Origin of the sequence: Gelidibacter mesophilus DSM 14095 (genome assembly GCF_000423005.1) — a bacterium.
GTDB classification, from domain to species: Bacteria; Bacteroidota; Bacteroidia; order Flavobacteriales; family Flavobacteriaceae; genus Gelidibacter; species Gelidibacter mesophilus.
In genome coordinates, this window is the sequence record NZ_AUHD01000005.1 from 98,918 (window position 1) to 117,225 (window position 18,308).

An 18,308-nucleotide genomic window follows, 5' to 3' on the forward strand; every position below is an offset into this window, starting at 1 on the left:
GCTCTTAATGACCTGATATTTCCTGAGAATTTTATCGAAGAGTTTGTATTGCCCCTGGACATCAGTTGTGCCTTAGGTAGGATGTTCAAAAGCATTGTATCTTGAGAGATTTTGATTCAAATCAGTAAATCTCCATCAGACAATTCATTCAGTTTTTGATATGCGATTAATCGTTATCAGTCTTAGCTTGCCGAACTTCGCGAAATGTTGGATTGTTCTCGGTAATTCGTCCCGCTCCCTTTTTGTTGATTTTGAAAGTGACGTCTTTAGTTGTGGTAAATAAAAGTACCGATGAAAATGACGTTTGAAGATGTGATTTTAAAAATGCATAAGTGTCTTCTAAGCTGAGTTCTTGTTCCTCATCTTCTGTTTCTTTGGATCTGTAGTGTGATTTCACTAAAATCTTAAAGTCATCTTCTGTTTGAAGAGGTCGGACAAATATATTCTTCAGATTAGGTTTGCCAATAGTTTTTGCCATAGTCAATTTAGCAAAGGTACCGTCCTGAATACTTGCTTTTACTTGATTCCAGAAGAGGTCGAAAACGATTTGATAAGACATAAACTAAAGATTGAGGATAGAGTGTTTGTTGGTCCAAAAGTAATATAAATAAGTTGATTATCGACGAAGTCTAAATTCTTACCGTAGTCGTTTGTTGGAAATTCTCCTAATGATTGGCAATTCACAAACCGAAAACCTCATTAAAATAAACCTCTAAAAGATGATTTTTCATTGAAAAAAATCAAGGTTCCTAGGGTTTAGATGAAGAACGCTAATTTGGAATCCTGTGTATTTTTTAGATATAGTCCCATTTGTCAATTTTTGGAGCATAGAGATTGGCAAAAATCTCCCCTATTATTTAAATTAAATCAAAATTACCTAGGAAGTAAAGAAGTGATTCAAGTACTTTGAAAATTGAAATTTTTTAGCCAATGGATAACTTAATTACATTTTCAATTACGGTGTTTACCGGGTTTTTTGCCATTACCAATCCGATATCAAATATGACTGTTTTTTTATCTTTAACTCAAGGTGCGGATGAGGAAACAAAAAGAGATATCAATAAAAGAGCAAATATTATTGCCTTTGTAATTGTGACGGTTTTTGTGCTTTTGGGAAAATATATTTTCGAATTGTTTAATATTAGTATTCCTGCATTTAAAATTACAGGAGGAATACTAATATTTTATATTGGTTTTGATATGTTGCAATCAAAACAATCAAACATCAAATCGCTTAAAAAAGTGCAGATTGATGAAAACATTGCGGTTTCACCATTGGCCATTCCAATTTTGGCCGGACCAGGAACTATTGTAACCGCCATGAATTTTGTGTCTAATGTAAAGCCCATTCACGTGTTTTTGGTCATTGCTATATTTGGATGCATGAGTCTATTAACCTATCTAACTTTTAGGTTGAGTAGATATATTGTTAAATTGGTAGGCTACAATGTCATTGCTGTAATTGGAAAAATAATGGGTTTAATCATTGCCATTATTGGAACAGGTATGATCATAGAAGGAATTAAACTTTCCTTTAATTTAATGAACTAATCCATTTAGCCTTTTAAACTCGCTGAGTAAGCATAGCTTTTAGCTCAAATAATTCAGCTTTAAATCAACTTATTTTATCAAAATATACTTTTGATTTCTTCGGGCTTCTCTTTCGAAGCTCAGCATATTTGTTTTAAGTTTTCTTCCCGTTTTAATTATTGATAAATGCTTCTCTTTTTATAGACTAGTCTTCATGTTTATCATTTGGTATAATCAGAATATATGATTATAATGTTGGCTACTGATGTTTCTGAATGTGAATCATCTAAAAACTGCATAATGAAAAAAGTATCCCATCCCAGTGTGAAATTATTGGCTAAAGGCCAGAAGTTTAATGCCAAACAGATGGAGGCCAAATCTGGCGCGCTCTTGCCAAAACATACGGCATCCATCGAGTCTGTATTAATAGTATTGGAAGGAACATGTATTCTGGAATTGGAGGATAGTGATCATATCCTAAATAAGGGAGACAGTTTTGTGGTGCCACCAGGAATAAAGCATCAAATTAGGGTTATCAATGATTTTAAGGCGGTTCATGTGATGACCAACGATATCCAGTTCAAGTTTTTCGATTAATAAAGAAATAAAGAATGGTAAGTGCGTTTTGCTAATGAGCTAAGAGTTTCTTTTAGTGAATTGAAAGCTTTACTTTCACCTAGATTTACCGTATTGCGAGGGCATAAGAATTGAATTATTGAAATTATAATCTTAACTATTAAAATATAAAAATGGAAAAATCAAAACGCTATCAGGAAGGGAAAGACATCATAAAAAAATATGAAGATCCCTCAGGTGCTCCGGCATACTCCATAACTTTTGACAGCTTAATGGATTTAGATCCTGAACTTGAAAATTATATAGTTGAATTTGCTTTTGGGGACATTTATTCTAGAGAAGGGCTGTGCGATGAAAAAAAGACGCTGATTACAATTTCGTCTTTAGTAACCCAAGGATTGGAACCGCAATTAAAATTGCACGTCAATATAGGGCTCACCATAGGATTAACTCCAACTGAAATAGTGGACGCCATTATTCACTTGTTGCCATACACCGGTTTCCCACGGGTACTCAATGCCTTGAAAGTGGCCAAAGAGGTCTTTGTTGAAAGAAATCTTAAAGTAAGGGATTAATGAAGATGGTTTCAATTTTAGATTATCATCAAAATGCCTCTAAACACTTTTGTTAGTCTTCTCTAGATTGATTTCTTTGGATGCCTCAAAAATGTAATGCAGATCGTTAAACCGCTAAGGGAAAGGTCATGCATCTCGGATTTTTTAAATTGATGAATTGCAAACGCATTGCAATCAAGGCAAGAGCAGCGATCTTTCCTGCTTTCGTTTTATTGTTCTCGCTAAGTTCTTTTTCAAATAAACATTTATAACATTGTGGGCGATGGCGCCTGAGCAGATGACAATTAATCTGACAATGGTGCCTAAAGCAGTGGCAAATATAACGGCGGAAATTACAGAAATGCCAGTCCAAAAGCTCGTGTCAACAACAGTGCAGCTATAATTAAAAAAGGGTTGTCATTTTTTTAATGACAGCCCTTTTCGACTAATTCAAATAAATAAAAATTTTCTAATCAATAGCAGAGTTGGATTGAATCTCTGATAACGGTATTGGTAAGTAAGCGTGAGCTGCAGCGCTAAAATTAGTTCTTCCTGCGGCTTGCATGGCTTGGTCTAGCATTCCCCATCTACGTAGATCAAAAAATCGTACGGATTCTAGGGTCAATTCCATGGTGCGTTCATGGATGATCTGTTTCTTGACATCAGCTTGCGAAGTAGCCGAAATTGCCGGCATATTACCATGTACGGCTCTCACTTTATTGATGAGAGGAATGGCTTGAGCTGTAGCTCCCGTCTCGTTCAACGCTTCGGCATACATTAATAAGACATCAGCATAGCGCATTAACACCACATTGACCCCAACATAACTGTTGTTCCATACATAATTGGGCAACCACTTTCTGAAATAAGCAGCATTGTCATTGGTGTCTCCATAAGTTTCCATCATTAAGGCGTCCCATGTGCTGCCTTGCATTTGATTGGTGGTCGTATTATTAAAAAATGGATCTTTGAAGTAGAGTGAGCCATACAATCTATTGTCGTATAGACCATTATTGGCAATTCTACCTTCACTTTTCATTTCGTTTACCACGTTCATGGTTGCTGCAATGCCGCCCCATCCGCCCACGGACCAGTCTCCTACAAAGGCATGTAATCGTGTGGAATTATCTGATGTGGCATCTGAAGTTTTAAACTGGAGTTCAAATATCGATTCTTGATTGTTTTCATTTTCACCGTTAAAAAGACTTAAGAAATCAGTTTCTAAGGCGTATGAACCCGTCGTACCATCAACAATTGGCTTAAGGGCTACAACCGCATTTTCAAAATCCGAAGCTTCTGATGACGTTGCGTCTCCAGCTTTATATAAATATGCTTTTCCTAAATAGGCGAGGGCCGCTCCTTTAGTTGCTCTTCCTGGCTCCGTGTTATCGACGGTTTGAAGCATGGAGGCTGCATCCGTAAAATCCTTAATAATAACCTCCCACGATTCTGGTCGTGAAGCTAGGGGCTTATCTAAAGTTTCGTTTGAAATTAATTCAGTTCTTAAGATAATTTGTTCATAAAGCGTCAGTAATTTAAAATGATAGTATCCTCTTAAAAAAGTAGCTTCTCCAATAATCTGCTTTTTTTCTGCGTCAGAAATTTGATCTGATGTCATTTCTCCAACCTTAGAAATGACCTGATTTGAGAAATTCAACCCTTTGTAATTTGTGGTCCATATCACATCTAAAAATGTATGGCCATTGGTGTAATTGAAATTATATATAGACATCCAATGCGAATAGTTACTAGCATCTGGCCCGGGTAAGGCATAATCAGATCTAAAATATTCTACCACTGGTCTTCCTTCTTGCCAGCCATCCCAAAAATTACTTCTTGATTCCAATTCTGAATAGGCTGCCACCAAACCAGATTGTGCATCTTCAGCATTTCTCCAAAAGTTCTCGGTGGTGAGTTGATCAGGTGATGTTTGCTCTAAAAACTCATCATCACTGCAGGATGTTGTGAGAGTCAGTATAAAAGCAACGATAATTGATTTATATAAATTTTTCATTTTGTTTTGTTTAGTGATTCTTAAAATGCTAATTGTACTCCAAAAATTATAGATTTATATTTTGGATATAAACTATTATCAATACCTCTTGATAATACACTGCCACCAACTTCTGGGTCCAGGCCACTGTAATTTGTGAATGTAAATAGGTCTTGTCCTGTGAGGTAAATTCTGAATTTATCTAAGGCCATAGCCTCTAGAGCACTGGTTGGTAAGGAGTAGCCAAGCTGAATGGTTTTGATTCTCAAATAATCGCCATCCTCTAAAAACCGGGTTGAGGCCCTACTGTTTCTGTTGGGATCGCCCAAGACAGCCCTCGGAATGTTGGTGTTGGTATTGGAAGGTGTCCAAGCATTGGTCGCTTCAACTCTGTAATTCCTTCCCGTATCTAAGCTTAATAATCTAAAATCATTACCGTTATATATTTTGTTGCCACCAACACCTTGGAAAAATATATTAAAATCAAAATTTTTGTAATCGGCAGTCAAACTCAAGCTATACTCGTATTTGGGAATAGCCGTTCCCTGATAGGTTTCATCTTTAGAATCAATCTGTCCATCACCGTTCTGATCAACAAACCTGATGTCGCCAGGAGAAGCGTCTGGTTGTGCACCGTGGGCATCAATTTCAGCCTGTGTTTGGAATATCCCATTTGCCACAGGTAAGAAATATGCTCCAGGCTCATACCCAACTTGCGTTTGGTTCACAAAATGATCCGACCCAAACAATAACCCTATACCATATAATTTTTGATTGGCATTACTAAGTTTTGTAACTTCACTATTAACAGTTGTAAAGGTCCCAAAGGCAGAGTAGTTAAGTTCACCGTCGTTGTTAACATACCCCAACTCAAACTCTAAGCCACTATTTTCAAATTCACCTACGTTTACAACTGGATTATTGACACCACTTGATGGTGAAACCTCTTTTGTAATCAGTAAATCTTCAGTGGTGGTTTTATAATAGTTGATAGCACCTTTGAGTTTATTGCCTAATGAGGCAAAGTCGAGTCCAAAATTTGACGAGGTGTTGGTTTCCCATTGTAAATCGTCATTCTGTAAATCCCTGGCGATACTTCCTAAATAGGAGTTTTGTGGATTTCCAAAAACGTAACCGCCATTGCTTCCGTCTTTACCTTGGGAGATAAGAGCGATATAATCGTAGTAGCCCAAAGCACTATCGTTACCGGCCTGACCCCAGCTATACCTCAGTTTTAAGAAGTTGAAAACTTTTTGGTTTTTCATAAAATCCTCGTCGGTGATCTTCCAACCGGCAGCTACCGAAGGAAAAACGCCATATTGATTGTTCTTACCAAATTTTGAACTGCCATCCCTACGGACACTAGCTTGGAATAGATAGCGGTCATTGTAGGCATAATTGATTCTTCCAAACTGAGAAACCAATGCATATTCTGCGTGGGTTCCTTCTGCCGAATACGTGCCGTCGCTAAATGCATTTATGGTATTAAAACTAGGATCTAATATCGTTGCTGGTACCTTGTTGCCGTCTTCATCAAATTTATAGCCTTCAGCTTGCACATAGGTTTCTTTGAAAGGCTCGGAGATCCTTTGGTATCCCGCCAATAAATTGACCGAATGTTTATTAATGTCAAACTTGTAATTAATGGTGTATTCTTGATTTAACCTTCTGAATTCACTGTTGTACTCAGAAACAAAGGCATATTGATTTTGAGGATTGTCGTCTATGTCCCTAACTTGAAAAGGAGGATGATAGGCATAAGTATAATTATCTCTGTTTGAAAGGGAAAAATTTGCGTTGGCATTTAATCCCTTAATTATTTCGTAGTTAAAACTTACATTCCCCAAGAAGTATTTCATCTTTGTGTACCCGTCGATGATGGCATCTTCACCCACTGGATTTCTATGATCAGGTAAATCGCCAGTTCTATAGCCATATCCAGATGGTTTTGACGGATCTAAAACAGGTATTAAAGGCGAGATGAAATAGGTTTCTCTCAATGAAAATTTATAATCTTCTTGATTGGTTTCACTATAGTTCAAGCTCGTATTAATTTTTAATTTTCCCTTCGTACTTCCAATATTGGCATTGATGCCTTTTTTTGAAAATCCAGAACCTATTAAAATTCCTTTTTCATCGGCATAGCTCCCTGCCACGCTATAATTGATATTGTCCGATGCGCCACTAACGCGGACATTCAATAAATTTAATTGACCAGTTCTATGGGTTTCATCAACCCAATTCGTGTTTACACTGGGAGGGTTTTGAACATATTGTGGTAGACTCGCACTAGCATTCTCATACATTTGTCGGTGTACGGACACGTAGCCATCAGCATCCAACAAGTTCATTTTCTCTCTGGCGGTGTTAGAGCTCAAGGAGGTTTCTATCTCAATTTTTGTTTTACCTACTTTTCCTTTTTTTGTGGTAATGATAATCACCCCGTTGGCAGCTCTCGTTCCATAGATTGCCCCAGAAGCGGCATCTTTTAAAATTTCAATAGAGTCAATGTCATTCGCATTTAAGAAATATGGATCAGCTTGTACGCCGTCAACAATATATAAAGGTTGGTTGTTTCCAAAACTTCCAATACCCCTAATGGTAATATCTGATGTAGAGCCAGGGCTGCCAGAAGAAGATGTTACCGTAACGCCTGCAACCCTACCTTGTAATGCGTCCACGGGATTAGTGGTTACAACTTTGGTAAGATCTTCGCTTTTAACAGAACTAATGGCTCCGGTCACATCACTTTTCTTTTGCGTTCCATAGCCCACAATAACCACCTCGTCCAAATCTTCGGCACTTTCTTGTAATGAAACATTAATGGTTGTGTCATTACCTACCGTAACTTCTTGAGTTGAAAATCCTAAGTAGCTAAATACTAAGGTCGTTTGGGTGTTTGGAACTGTTATGGTGTAATTGCCGTCAAAGTCTGACTGTGTTCCTACCGATGGATTAGATTTGAGATTAACGGTCGCTCCCGGGACTGGTATTCCGGCATTGTCTGTAATAGTCCCTTTTATCAAAATGCCTTGAGCATAGGAGCTGGTCATAAATCCAAAAGACACAAATACAAAAAGTAGTAAAAACAGACCTTTAGAAGAGTGAATTTGATTTTTTGATTGTTTTTTTTTCATCTTAATAATTTGTTTATTAGTTAGCTGAAACTTCGTTTTAACTTAAGTTTAAGAATACCAAATATGAAATTATTTTAGGTTAAAACATTGGAAATCACCTTTACTTGACCTTTACAGCTGTGATAAAATTTAATTTTATTGAGATTTTTTGAAGATGAATAGGATTCGGTAAGTGCTTGGTTTTGTGAGTTTTGTTGTGTAATCAGTATGTTTTGTTGGATGGGATGTGGACAAAATAGTGTTAGAGATAACCTTATAACTTAAATGTTTTCTAAAAAAGTCACAAGATTGTCTTTTGACTCCAAGCCGAGCTTTTTTCTTAAGCGATGCCTTCCGATTTCTACAGAATTTAATGAGATATTGTTAATATTGGCAATTTCCTTGGAGCTCAATTTGAGTTTGACTTGTACCGCTAGCTGAACATCTTTATCCGTTAAGTGCGGGAATTCTTCCTTGATTTTAAATAGGAAGTCACTTTGTAAATTCTCTATATTGGCATGAAAACGTTGTATATCTTCATTGAAATCAAATTTAAACGTGTATTCTTTAATAAGACTATCAATGTTTTTTTTGAGCTCTTTTAAATCGGTGAATTTTAGATTCTTTAAAGACTTTGTGAAGTCTTTATATATGGAAGTGCGTTGTGAGATAAACAAGGCCAAGTTTGTGAGTTCCTTCTGGCGAAATTCTAATTTGTGCTCCAAATTCTCTCGTTCTAAATGTTGAGTTTTTAACTTCTCTTTTGATAGCTTATGGCTTTGCAAGTAAATCGCCTTCTTCTTTTTTATGTTATTCCAGAGGCTTCCAATAATTAGAATGGCAATAATGACCAATAATAGCGCACCAATCAGTAAGAAGTTTCTTTTCTGAGCTTCTAAATTTCGTTCTTGCTCTAAGAGTTTAATTTCGTTTTCACGTCGTTCGGCCTCGAACAAAACTCTCATTTCGGCTAAATTCTCACTTTTATTACTACTAAACATTTCTGACATCCCTTCGACATATTTCTTATAGTAGTTTAAAGCTTCTTTGTAATTGTTATTGCTTAAATAATAATCAGACATAATTCGATTATTCTCTATTATCAATTCCTTATTATTAGTTAAGCTTTCAGAAATTATTCTTGATTCTTTTAACAATTCATAAGATTTGTCGAAGTTGTTCAAGAGAATGTTTACTGTTGAAAGCTCATTTAAAATCTCAACTTTATTTCTTTCATAATGAATTTCATTTATAATGTTCAGAGAAGATTCTAAAAATACCATGGCGGAATCTAGTTCATTGATTTTACGATAGCACACCCCCATGTTCTTCATGGTAGCAGCAATTCTGTCCTTATTACTAGTATCTTTTATGAGATTTAAAGATCTCTTAAAAAATGATAAAGCTAAATCACAATCATCTTTGGCCTCATGTATTAATCCAATACTGTTGTAGCTGTAGGCAATGCGCTGTTTGTCACCTATTTTTTCATGAATTCTTAATGTTTCCGTGTGATATTGGAGCGCATTGTCAAGATATCCAATATCATAATAAAGCCACCCAAGAGTCCGTAGTGTAAACGCTAGATCATAATCATTTCCAATTTCTTTTCGTATTTCTAGAGATTGTAATCCATATTGAAGTGCTTTATCATAAATATCATTGAACAAATAACCTTGACAAAGATTGATAAGGGCTAAGCCTTCTTCCTCTTTTTGTTTGAATTCCTTTGATAATTGCAATGCCTCAGAGCCATATTCTATAGTTTTATCTGGATTGATTGCCCAATATATTTCCGCAATCCTATTTAATATGGCCGTTTTATTTGCACGTTTAGTTGTGGGTAATACTGTTAATAAGCTGTCCAATTCACTTTGCGACTCCGTTGGGTTTTCATCCCATAGATTTTTTTGAGCGTGCGTTGTGAAACAGATGCAGATAAAGGTAAATAGGATAAGATGTGAAAATTTATTCATTCGTCAGAATTTGTATGTAAAAGAGTTATACTCTTGTCGTTTGAAAGATTTATGTGTTCTCAAATATCGACAATATAATTTTATTTATTTTTCTCAAACATCACTTTGTAAGGTCAAGTAAAGGTCTATTTTGTGTTATTATCAATATAAATTCGAAATTTGTTATCTAATAATACTAACTGGTTATAAAATGTATCTAAAAAAAACAATTAAGTATTTAATGGTCTTTGGGCTGTTGTTTCACTTGAGTTGTAATACTTCAAAAGAATCTCCAAAAGATGAGAATACTACTGATTTCTTAAATTTCAGTAAAGATATTTTAGATTACCATATCACTCCAAAAGATGCTAAAGACAGATCGGGTCTCATGTTTTCTGATCAAGGCGCTTGGTTTGCCTATGGTCATCACAAAGAATCAAATGAGTCTATTGGCTTTTCAGGACCTTTTTTAATGACGCAACAAAATGGCGTTTGGTTGACTACTTCTTTTATAAGTGCCATGATTAATGTTGACAATAATTATGAATCATTAAGCTTTAAATCCTCTCATAGTTATGCCAGTCATCTTGAAAATCGCTATTCAAGTGAAAGATTATCTGTTATTGAAACATTGTTTTTTAAAAACGGTCATACCGCGTTATTTCAGACCAAAATTAAGAATACTGGTACCGAAACTATCGATGTAGAAATGCTTTGGGGAAATGCTCCAATTTTGATTGAAGGCATTTCATTGTCAGAAAATGATCACACCATCACTATTAATTCCACAAAAACCGATGCTATAGGCTACCTTACTTTCTCTAAAAACACCCAAGTTGAATTGGTCGACAGCTTACAATACAAAGCGAAAGAGGTTCTAACTTTAAAACCCAACGAAACCAAAGAAATTGTGGTGGCTCAAACCTTTATTTTCCCTGAATATTCATGGGAAGAAGAGAAACAAAGCATTGCTAACGTGAATTTTGATTCAGTTTTTGAAGTTCGAAAAAGCGAAAAGAACAATCAGTTAAAAGCCATTATTGAAAATAGGAAACTAGAATTTAAAGATGATAAATATGTTGGGGTTTTGGCTAAGTCACATTTAACCTTACAAAATAACTGGCGTATTCCTGCTGGGGAATTGACTAATGAAGGCTTATTTCCAAGTTATCATTATACCGGATTCCACGGGTTTTGGGCCTGGGATTCTTGGAAACATGCTGTGGGACTAGCCTATTATGATATTGACTTGGCGAAAAATCAAATGCGCGCCATGTTCGATTTTCAAAGTGACGATGGATTTATAGTCGATTGTATCTTTCGAGATACCACCATTGAAGCTCATAACTATCGCGACACCAAACCACCACTATCGGCATGGGCAGTTTCTAAAATTTATGAAAAAGATAAGGATGCCGAGTTTGTAAAAGAAATGTACCCAAAAATCAAAAAATACCATGAGTGGTGGTACGCCAAACGCGACCACGATCAAGATGGATTATGCGAATATGGTTCTACCGACGGGACCGTAATTGCCGCAAAATGGGAAAGTGGAATGGATAATGCCATTCGTTTTGACGATTCCAAAATCCTCAAAAATGGAGAAGGTGCGTATTCTTTAGATCAGGAAAGTGTCGATTTAAACGCTTATTTGTATGCTGAAAAACTTTATTTAAGTGAATTGGCAGAGATAATCAATAAATTAGAGGAGGCAAAATCCTATAAAGACGAAGCGGCACTATTGAAAGATAAAATCCAAGAACAATTCTATGACCCCGAAGACGGTTGGTTTTACGATACTACTCTTGACGGTAAAACTTTTATTAAAGGTGAAGGAAGTGAAGGCTGGACGGCACTTTGGGCAAATGCAGCAACACAGGAGCAAGCTAATGCTATAACACTTAATATGATGGATCCTGAAAAGTTCTATACGAAAGTCCCTTTTCAAACGATGAGTGCAGATCATGAAAAGTTCAATCCACTAAGAGGTTATTGGAGAGGCCCGAACTGGTTGGATCAGGCTTATTTTGGAGTGCAAGGCTTACGTAATTACGGATTTAATACAGAGGCAGATCAAGCGACCATTCAAATTATTGAAGGAGCCAATGGCGTTTTAGGAAAAGGAAAAGCCATTCGTGAAAATTACCATCCCATAACAGGAGAAGGATTAAACGCTCAAAATTTCAGTTGGAGTGCAGGACATCTTATAATGCTTTTACAAAATGACTAAATGAACTACGACAACTTAAAAATATCAAATCAGCAGGCTGAAGACATTCTCTTCAAGCTATTCCAGATTAAAGGAAAAGCAACAGCACTTCCTGGAGAATTGGATTTTAATTTTCGAATTAAAGTTGATAATGCCGAGGGCTATATTCTGAAAATCTCCCGTCCCAACGAAAATGAGAACTATCTCGATTTTCAACAACAACTCTTGCAGTTTGTTGCAGATCATGGAAAAAACCTTATGGCGCCAAAAGTTATAAGTGATACGAATGGCAATGCTATTTCTAAAATCACCGATGATTTTGGAAAGGAACGCCATGTTCGCTTATTAAGTTGGGTTTCTGGACGGGTTTGCAGTGGCGTCAATCCGCAATTAGATGATTTGCGTTTTAGTTTAGGTAAACAATGCGGATTGTTGACCCAAGCGCTGCAAGGGTTTGACCATGCAGAAGCACATCGCACATTTGATTGGGATGTGGCACAATCACTTTGGACAAAAGCCCATGTTAACTTGTTTAATAACGAAGAAAAAGCTATTGTTGAGAACTTTCAAGATCTATTCGAAAACTCTCAGGACACCTATTCGAAATTAAGAAAATCCGTCGTTCACAATGATGCCAACGATAATAATATCATTGTCTCCTCCGATTTAATTCATCCAAAAGTTGAAGCGGTCATAGATTATGGTGATGCTGTTTATACCCAGATTATTAATGATCTTGCGGTTGCCTGTGCGTATGCCATAATGGATCATAACGACCCGTTGGAAGCGGCTTTGCCGATTGTTGAAGGTTATTATTCGACGTTTGAATTGCAAGAAGACGAATTAGCGCATATATACAATGCTATTGCCATGCGATTGGTGATCTCGGTTACAAAATCTGCCATCAATAAGATTGCAGAACCTGATAACACCTACTTGTTAATCAGTGAAAAACCAGCGTGGGAAGTACTTAGAAAATGGCGCAATATAAGTTCGGACTTTGCTCATTTTAGTTTTAGAGATGTCTGTGGTTTCGAGGCGCATCCTAAGGCGAAGTCATTTAAAGATTGGGCTGAAAAACAAAATTTTGAACTAAACCACCTGTTTCCGAGCATTGATAAGAAAGAAGCATATCACGTCGATTTAAGCGTATCAAGTAAATGGATCGGTCACCAAGAAGAATTTAATGATTTAGATCTCCTTCAGTTTAAAATTGATCGACTTCAAAAGAATCATCCTGACAATATTATCGCTGGTGGTTATTTAGAACCTCGGGCTTTATATACTTCGGATGCTTATGATAAAATAGGAAATTCTGGTAAGGAAAGTAGAACCATTCACTTAGGGGTTGATTTCTGGTTGCCAAGTGGCACTCCTGTTCACGCATTATTTGATGGCGAAGTGGTTATTGCTGTCAATGACGCCGGTGATAAGGAATACGGTGGATTGGTGATCTTAAAACACCAAACCGATGACTATGAATTCTATACACTTTATGGGCATTTATCGGCTGAAAGTGCTACTAAACACAGAGTAGGAGACACTATAAAGAAAGATGAAAAAATTGGTGAATTAGGAACGTCAGATGAAAACGGTAATTGGGTGCCTCATCTTCATTTTCAAATCATGCTTTCACTTTTAGAATATAAGAATGATTTCCCTGGAGTGGCGTATTATAATCAAATAGACGTGTGGAAGAACATCTGTCCCAATCCGAATGTATTATTCAAATCCGAAGCACTTCAAAAAACTGTTGGCACTTCCAACGCAGAATTAATCAACTATAGAAAGCAACACTTAGGCAAAAGCTTAAGTCTTCAATATAAAGTGCCCATCAAGATGGTTCGGGGTGCGGGTCAATATTTAATGGATCAATACGGACGTAAATATTTGGACACCGTCAATAATGTGGCGCATGTTGGCCATGAAAATTATGACGTGGTAAAGGCAGGTCAGAAACAAATGGCTCTGATCAATACCAATTCGCGCTATTTGCACGACAATATCAACGCCTTGGCCGAAGAACTTATTGAAACCTTGCCCCCGGAATTAAGTGTTTTACATTTTGTCAATTCGGGTAGCGAAGCAAATGAACTGGCCATTAGAATGGTCAAAGCGGCCACTGGCCAACGGGATATTATAGCCAGTGAAGTGGGCTATCATGGCAATAGCAATATGTGCATTGACATCAGTTCCTATAAATTTGATGGAAAGGGTGGTAGTGGTGCGCCAGAACACACCCATATTTTCCCTTTGCCAGATGCGTTTAGAGGAACATATAGAGGTGATGACAGCGCAGAAAAATATGCAGAAGAGGTCCAAAAACAAATCGATGTTATTCATGAAAAAGGTCGCGGTGTTGGGGCGTTCATTATAGAACCTATTATCAGCTGTGGCGGACAAGTTGAGTTGCCCCAAGGTTTTTTAGCCAAAGCATACGAAAAAGTGAGAGCCGCTGGCGGTCTGTGTATTTCTGACGAAGTCCAAACGGGTTGTGGCCGGATGGGAAAAACATTCTGGGGCTTTCAATTACATGATGTGGTTCCGGATATTGTCACTATTGGCAAGCCGTTAGGAAACGGTCATCCCGTTGCAGCAGTGGCCTGTACGCCAGAAGTTGCAGATAAGTTTGCGAATGGCATGGAATATTTCAATACGTTTGGTGGGAATCCAGTGTCCTGTGCTATTGGTGCTGAGGTCATCCGTACCGTTAAGCGAGAAAAATTGCAAGAAAATGCCTTAAAAGTTGGCGCCTTTTTAAAGGATGAACTCCGGAAGCTGGCTCAAGAGTTTCCAATTATTGGTGATGTGCGCGGACAAGGCTTATTTCTTGGGATTGAATTGGTGGATGCGAATATGAATCCGTTGGCAGCACAAACCGATTATTTAGCGGATAGAATGAAAGACCACGGTATTTTAATGAGTACCGATGGCCCCGATAATAATGTTTTGAAAATTAAACCTCCAATTATCTTTACTAAAGACAACGCCAGAGAATTACTTTTTTATTTAAGAAAAATATTTGCAGAAGATTTTATGCAACTTTAAAATTATAGAAATGAGATTGAGACTATTAAGTATTATCGCCTTGTTAGTGGTTATGGGTTGCAAAAACGATCCTCTTTTGGAAGTGTCAGATCAAACACTCCACTTTAATCACGAAGTGTTTGAAGATCATAAACTTCCGCCAAGAGCCACCTATTTTGCATTTGAATCGGCTGATCTTAAAGAAAAAGAAAATTCAAAACGCTTCATGAGTTTAAACGGACCGTGGAAATTCAATTGGGTTAAAGATCCAAAAACGAGACCCACCACATTTCAAAATGTGAATTTTGACGACTCTGATTGGACAACAATTCCAGTTCCTGCAAATTGGGAAGTGGAAGGCTACGATCACCCAATTTATTTGGACGAGCGTTATCCGTTTACCACGACCTGGCCAGATGCACCAACCGATTATAATCCCGTAGGTACCTATAGAAAAGAAATTACTTTAAATAAGGAATTTTTAGCTGAAGATGTCATCTTGCATTTCGCGGGTGCCAAATCGGCAATCTATCTTTATATCAACGGCGACTATGTAGGCTATTCCCAAGGCAGTAAGTTGCCAGCGGAATTTAATATTACTAAGTATTTAAAAGAAGGTAAGAATTTATTGGCTTTGCAAATGTTCCGTTGGAGTGATGCCAGTTATTTGGAGAGCCAGGACTTTTTGCGCATGAGTGGTATTGAGCGTGACGTCTATTTATATACACAACCAAAAGTGACTGTTTCAGATTATTATGCCTATACCAATTTGGATGATAATTATGCGAACGGCATTTTTAAAAACACCGTCTCAATAGTCAATCATTCTAATGAGCCTGTCAAAAGAAAAGTGTTCATAGAAGTTTTTGATGGCGAAACATCAAAATTTACTGATTCTAAAGTTTTAGAGATTCCAGCGAATGATAGTATTCAATTTTCTTCAGAAAGCATTTTTGAAAATGTGAAACAATGGTCTGCCGAACAACCAAATCTATATACTTTAAAAATAGTTTTAGAAGATGAAAACAATGCTAAAAACGATCAATTCATCACCAGAAATGTAGGTTTCAAAAGTGTAGAGATCAAAAACTCTCAAGTGTTGATTAACGGAAAGGCTATTTACATTCGTGGTGTTAACCGACACGAAACGGATCCTCTCACGGGTCATATCGTATCACGAGAATCGATGGAGAAGGACATACAGCTAATGAAACTAAATAATATTAATGCGGTGCGGACTTCACATTATCCCAACGATCCGTATTGGTTGGAATTGTGCGATAGATATGGATTGTACGTGGTAGATGAAGCCAATATTGAAAGTCACCCGTTAGCCATAGACAAAAACACGCAAATAGGAAATGAAATGAGCTGGTTGCCAGCACATGAAGCGCGTACGCAACGCATGTACTATCGCGATCGGAATCATGTTTCAATTTACTCATGGTCTTTAGGTAATGAAGCGGGAACGGGGGAGATTTTCAGAACCACCTATAAGTGGTTAAAATCTCATGATGATAATCGGATTGTACAATATGAACCTGCGAGAAAAGAAGATTACACTGACTTGTATTGCCCAATGTATCCAAAGCCAGAATTTCTGATCGAACACGGAAAATCCAATTCGGATAAACCATCCATCATGATCGAATATGCGCATGCCATGGGGAACTCGGTCGGTAACTTGCAGGATTATTGGGATATTATTGAAACCTACCCTAATCTTCAAGGGGGTTATATTTGGGATTGGGTAGATCAGGCTTTGGAATATAAAGATGAAAATGGCAATCCGTATTTTGCTTATGGACATGACTACCATCCCGACTTGCCAACCGACGGAAACTTTTTGAATAACGGTTTGGTCGATCCACATCGTGTGCCACACCCACATTTAACAGAAGTCAAAAAAGTTTACGAACCCGTCCAATTCAATTATTTGGGAAATGGGATCATAGAAGTTACCAACAAGAATTTCTTTGTAGATTTTTCTGATAAAACCATTTCCTGGAAAATATTGGAAAACGGCAAAGAAGTTTTTCAAGATGAGAATATTAATGTTGATGTGAAGCCTCAAGATACAGAGAAAATCAAACTTGAGAAATTTCCAACTTCCTTATCTTCAGGTAATGAATACATCCTACAAGTCAGTTTAATTCAAAAAGAAGACAACAATTTAATTCCGAAAGGCTATGAAGTGGGCTGGGATGAGTTTGTACTTCAAAAAGGTCAATATAATATGGCAATTTCGTCTGAAGGGAAATCTCTTGAAATCGCTCAAAACGACGATACATTCACAATTAAAAATGACCTTGTTGATTTGAAGGTCAATGCAGAAACAGGAGAAATCCAATCGTGGACTTACGACGGAAAGCTCATCACTAATGAAGCGATCCGTCCAAATTTCTGGCGGGCACCAACAGATAATGATTTAGGAAACAATATGCAGGAATGGGCTAAAATCTGGCAGGACGCCACCTATAATTATAACTCTAACTTATCTTTAAAGCCTACTAAATCCAATGATGGCGTAACTTATAAAGTCAATTATCTATTGCCAAATAATGAGGCGAAAGTAGAAGTTAAATACACCTTGAAAACCGATGGGAGTTTAAATGTCCATTATAGCTTTACACCCAATCAAAAGGATCTGCCTAACATCCCTCGTTTAGGGATGTACATGACCTTATCCAATGATTTTACTGATGTGTCTTGGTATGGAAAAGGTGAGACGGAAAGTTATTGGGATAGGAAAACTGGGGTTAAAACAGGTGTGTATGCTGGGAAAATCGTAGATCAGTTTGAGAGATACCTCCGTCCTCAGGAAACAGGAAATAAAACGGATGTCCGTTGGGTTGAAGTCTCATCTCCTAACTTAAATTTAAAAGCTTCGAGCGCTGTTTTACTTAACACAAGTGTTTGGCCATTTGATATGACCGAAATTGATTTTAATAGTGATGATGCCAGCGAATCGGCTTCTGGTTTGGTGCCTGTCACTAAAAAGCACGGCGCCGATATTAAAATTGGCAATACGGTGCAATGGAACATTGATTATATGCAAATGGGAGTTGGCGGCGATACGTCGTGGGGACGATTAGTCCATCCGGAATATACAATTCTGGCGGATAAGGTCTATAAATATTCATTTGACATAAAACCTTTTAACTAAATTTAAACATTTGGAATAGAACCTTTTTAGATGGCCTTAGGGTATTTCATTTCTAACTGAAAAGCTTAGGTATGAAAAAGAAAATTTAAGCTAGGGCTTTTGTCTCAAGGACAGAATCTTACATGCAATCCTGAAATGCATGTATTAAAATGATGTTAAACAGTTGTAATTTTTTTCAGTAC

At 37.1% G+C, this 18,308-nt stretch carries 10 protein-coding genes; 6 read left to right on the forward strand and 4 right to left on the reverse strand.

All coding sequences use genetic code 11. From position 1 onward, the window contains the following. Window positions 1-166 precede the first annotated feature (166 nt). Window positions 167-559: a hypothetical protein gene (locus G525_RS0105830; protein WP_027125317.1), complete on the reverse strand. Its 393-nt coding sequence runs from the start codon at window positions 557-559 to the stop codon at window positions 167-169. A 371-nt stretch (window positions 560-930) separates the two neighbouring features. Between G525_RS0105830 and G525_RS0105835 the strand changes: the two genes are divergently transcribed. The 3 genes from G525_RS0105835 to G525_RS0105845 all read left to right on the forward strand — a co-directional run bounded on the left by G525_RS0105835 (window position 931) and on the right by G525_RS0105845 (window position 2,681). Continuing rightward, window positions 931-1,551, forward strand: a complete 621-nt coding sequence (locus G525_RS0105835) for a MarC family protein (protein WP_027125318.1) — start codon at window positions 931-933, stop codon at window positions 1,549-1,551. 279 nt (window positions 1,552-1,830) lie between these two features. Next, entirely contained in the window at window positions 1,831-2,127 is a 297-nt protein-coding gene (locus tag G525_RS0105840; RefSeq protein ID WP_027125319.1) for a cupin domain-containing protein, read from the forward strand. Window positions 2,128-2,279: 152 nt separating this feature from the next. Continuing rightward, complete coding sequence (locus G525_RS0105845; RefSeq protein ID WP_027125320.1) at window positions 2,280-2,681, forward strand: carboxymuconolactone decarboxylase family protein; 402 nt, start codon at window positions 2,280-2,282, stop codon at window positions 2,679-2,681. Between the two features lie 448 nt (window positions 2,682-3,129). Here the strand turns inward: G525_RS0105845 and G525_RS0105855 are convergent, their stop codons facing one another. The 3 genes from G525_RS0105855 to G525_RS0105865 all read right to left on the reverse strand — a co-directional run bounded on the left by G525_RS0105855 (window position 3,130) and on the right by G525_RS0105865 (window position 9,745). Further along, window positions 3,130-4,674: a RagB/SusD family nutrient uptake outer membrane protein gene (locus tag G525_RS0105855; RefSeq protein WP_027125321.1), complete on the reverse strand. Its 1,545-nt coding sequence runs from the start codon at window positions 4,672-4,674 to the stop codon at window positions 3,130-3,132. 20 nt (window positions 4,675-4,694) lie between these two features. After that, window positions 4,695-7,790 (reverse strand): SusC/RagA family TonB-linked outer membrane protein, encoded by a 3,096-nt coding sequence (locus G525_RS0105860; protein WP_051209824.1) that lies wholly within the window; start codon window positions 7,788-7,790, stop codon window positions 4,695-4,697. Between the two features lie 260 nt (window positions 7,791-8,050). Then, window positions 8,051-9,745: a tetratricopeptide repeat protein gene (locus tag G525_RS0105865; RefSeq protein ID WP_027125323.1), complete on the reverse strand. Its 1,695-nt coding sequence runs from the start codon at window positions 9,743-9,745 to the stop codon at window positions 8,051-8,053. Between the two features lie 190 nt (window positions 9,746-9,935). On the opposite strand from G525_RS0105865, the gene G525_RS0105870 reads away from it, so the two are divergent. The 3 genes from G525_RS0105870 to lacZ are packed head-to-tail and all read left to right on the forward strand — an operon-like array spanning window position 9,936 to window position 18,126. Further along, the gene (locus tag G525_RS0105870) at window positions 9,936-11,954 is read left to right on the forward strand and encodes an MGH1-like glycoside hydrolase domain-containing protein (protein WP_027125324.1); all 2,019 of its coding nucleotides are present in this window, start codon (window positions 9,936-9,938) and stop codon (window positions 11,952-11,954) included. Continuing rightward, window positions 11,955-14,981: an aminotransferase class III-fold pyridoxal phosphate-dependent enzyme gene (locus G525_RS0105875; RefSeq protein ID WP_027125325.1), complete on the forward strand. Its 3,027-nt coding sequence runs from the start codon at window positions 11,955-11,957 to the stop codon at window positions 14,979-14,981. Between the two features lie 10 nt (window positions 14,982-14,991). Further along, window positions 14,992-18,126 carry a beta-galactosidase, LacZ type gene (gene lacZ, locus G525_RS0105880; protein ID WP_035479141.1) on the forward strand — a complete coding sequence of 1,045 codons (3,135 nt, stop codon included), beginning with the start codon at window positions 14,992-14,994 and terminating at the stop codon, window positions 18,124-18,126. Window positions 18,127-18,308 lie beyond the last annotated feature (182 nt).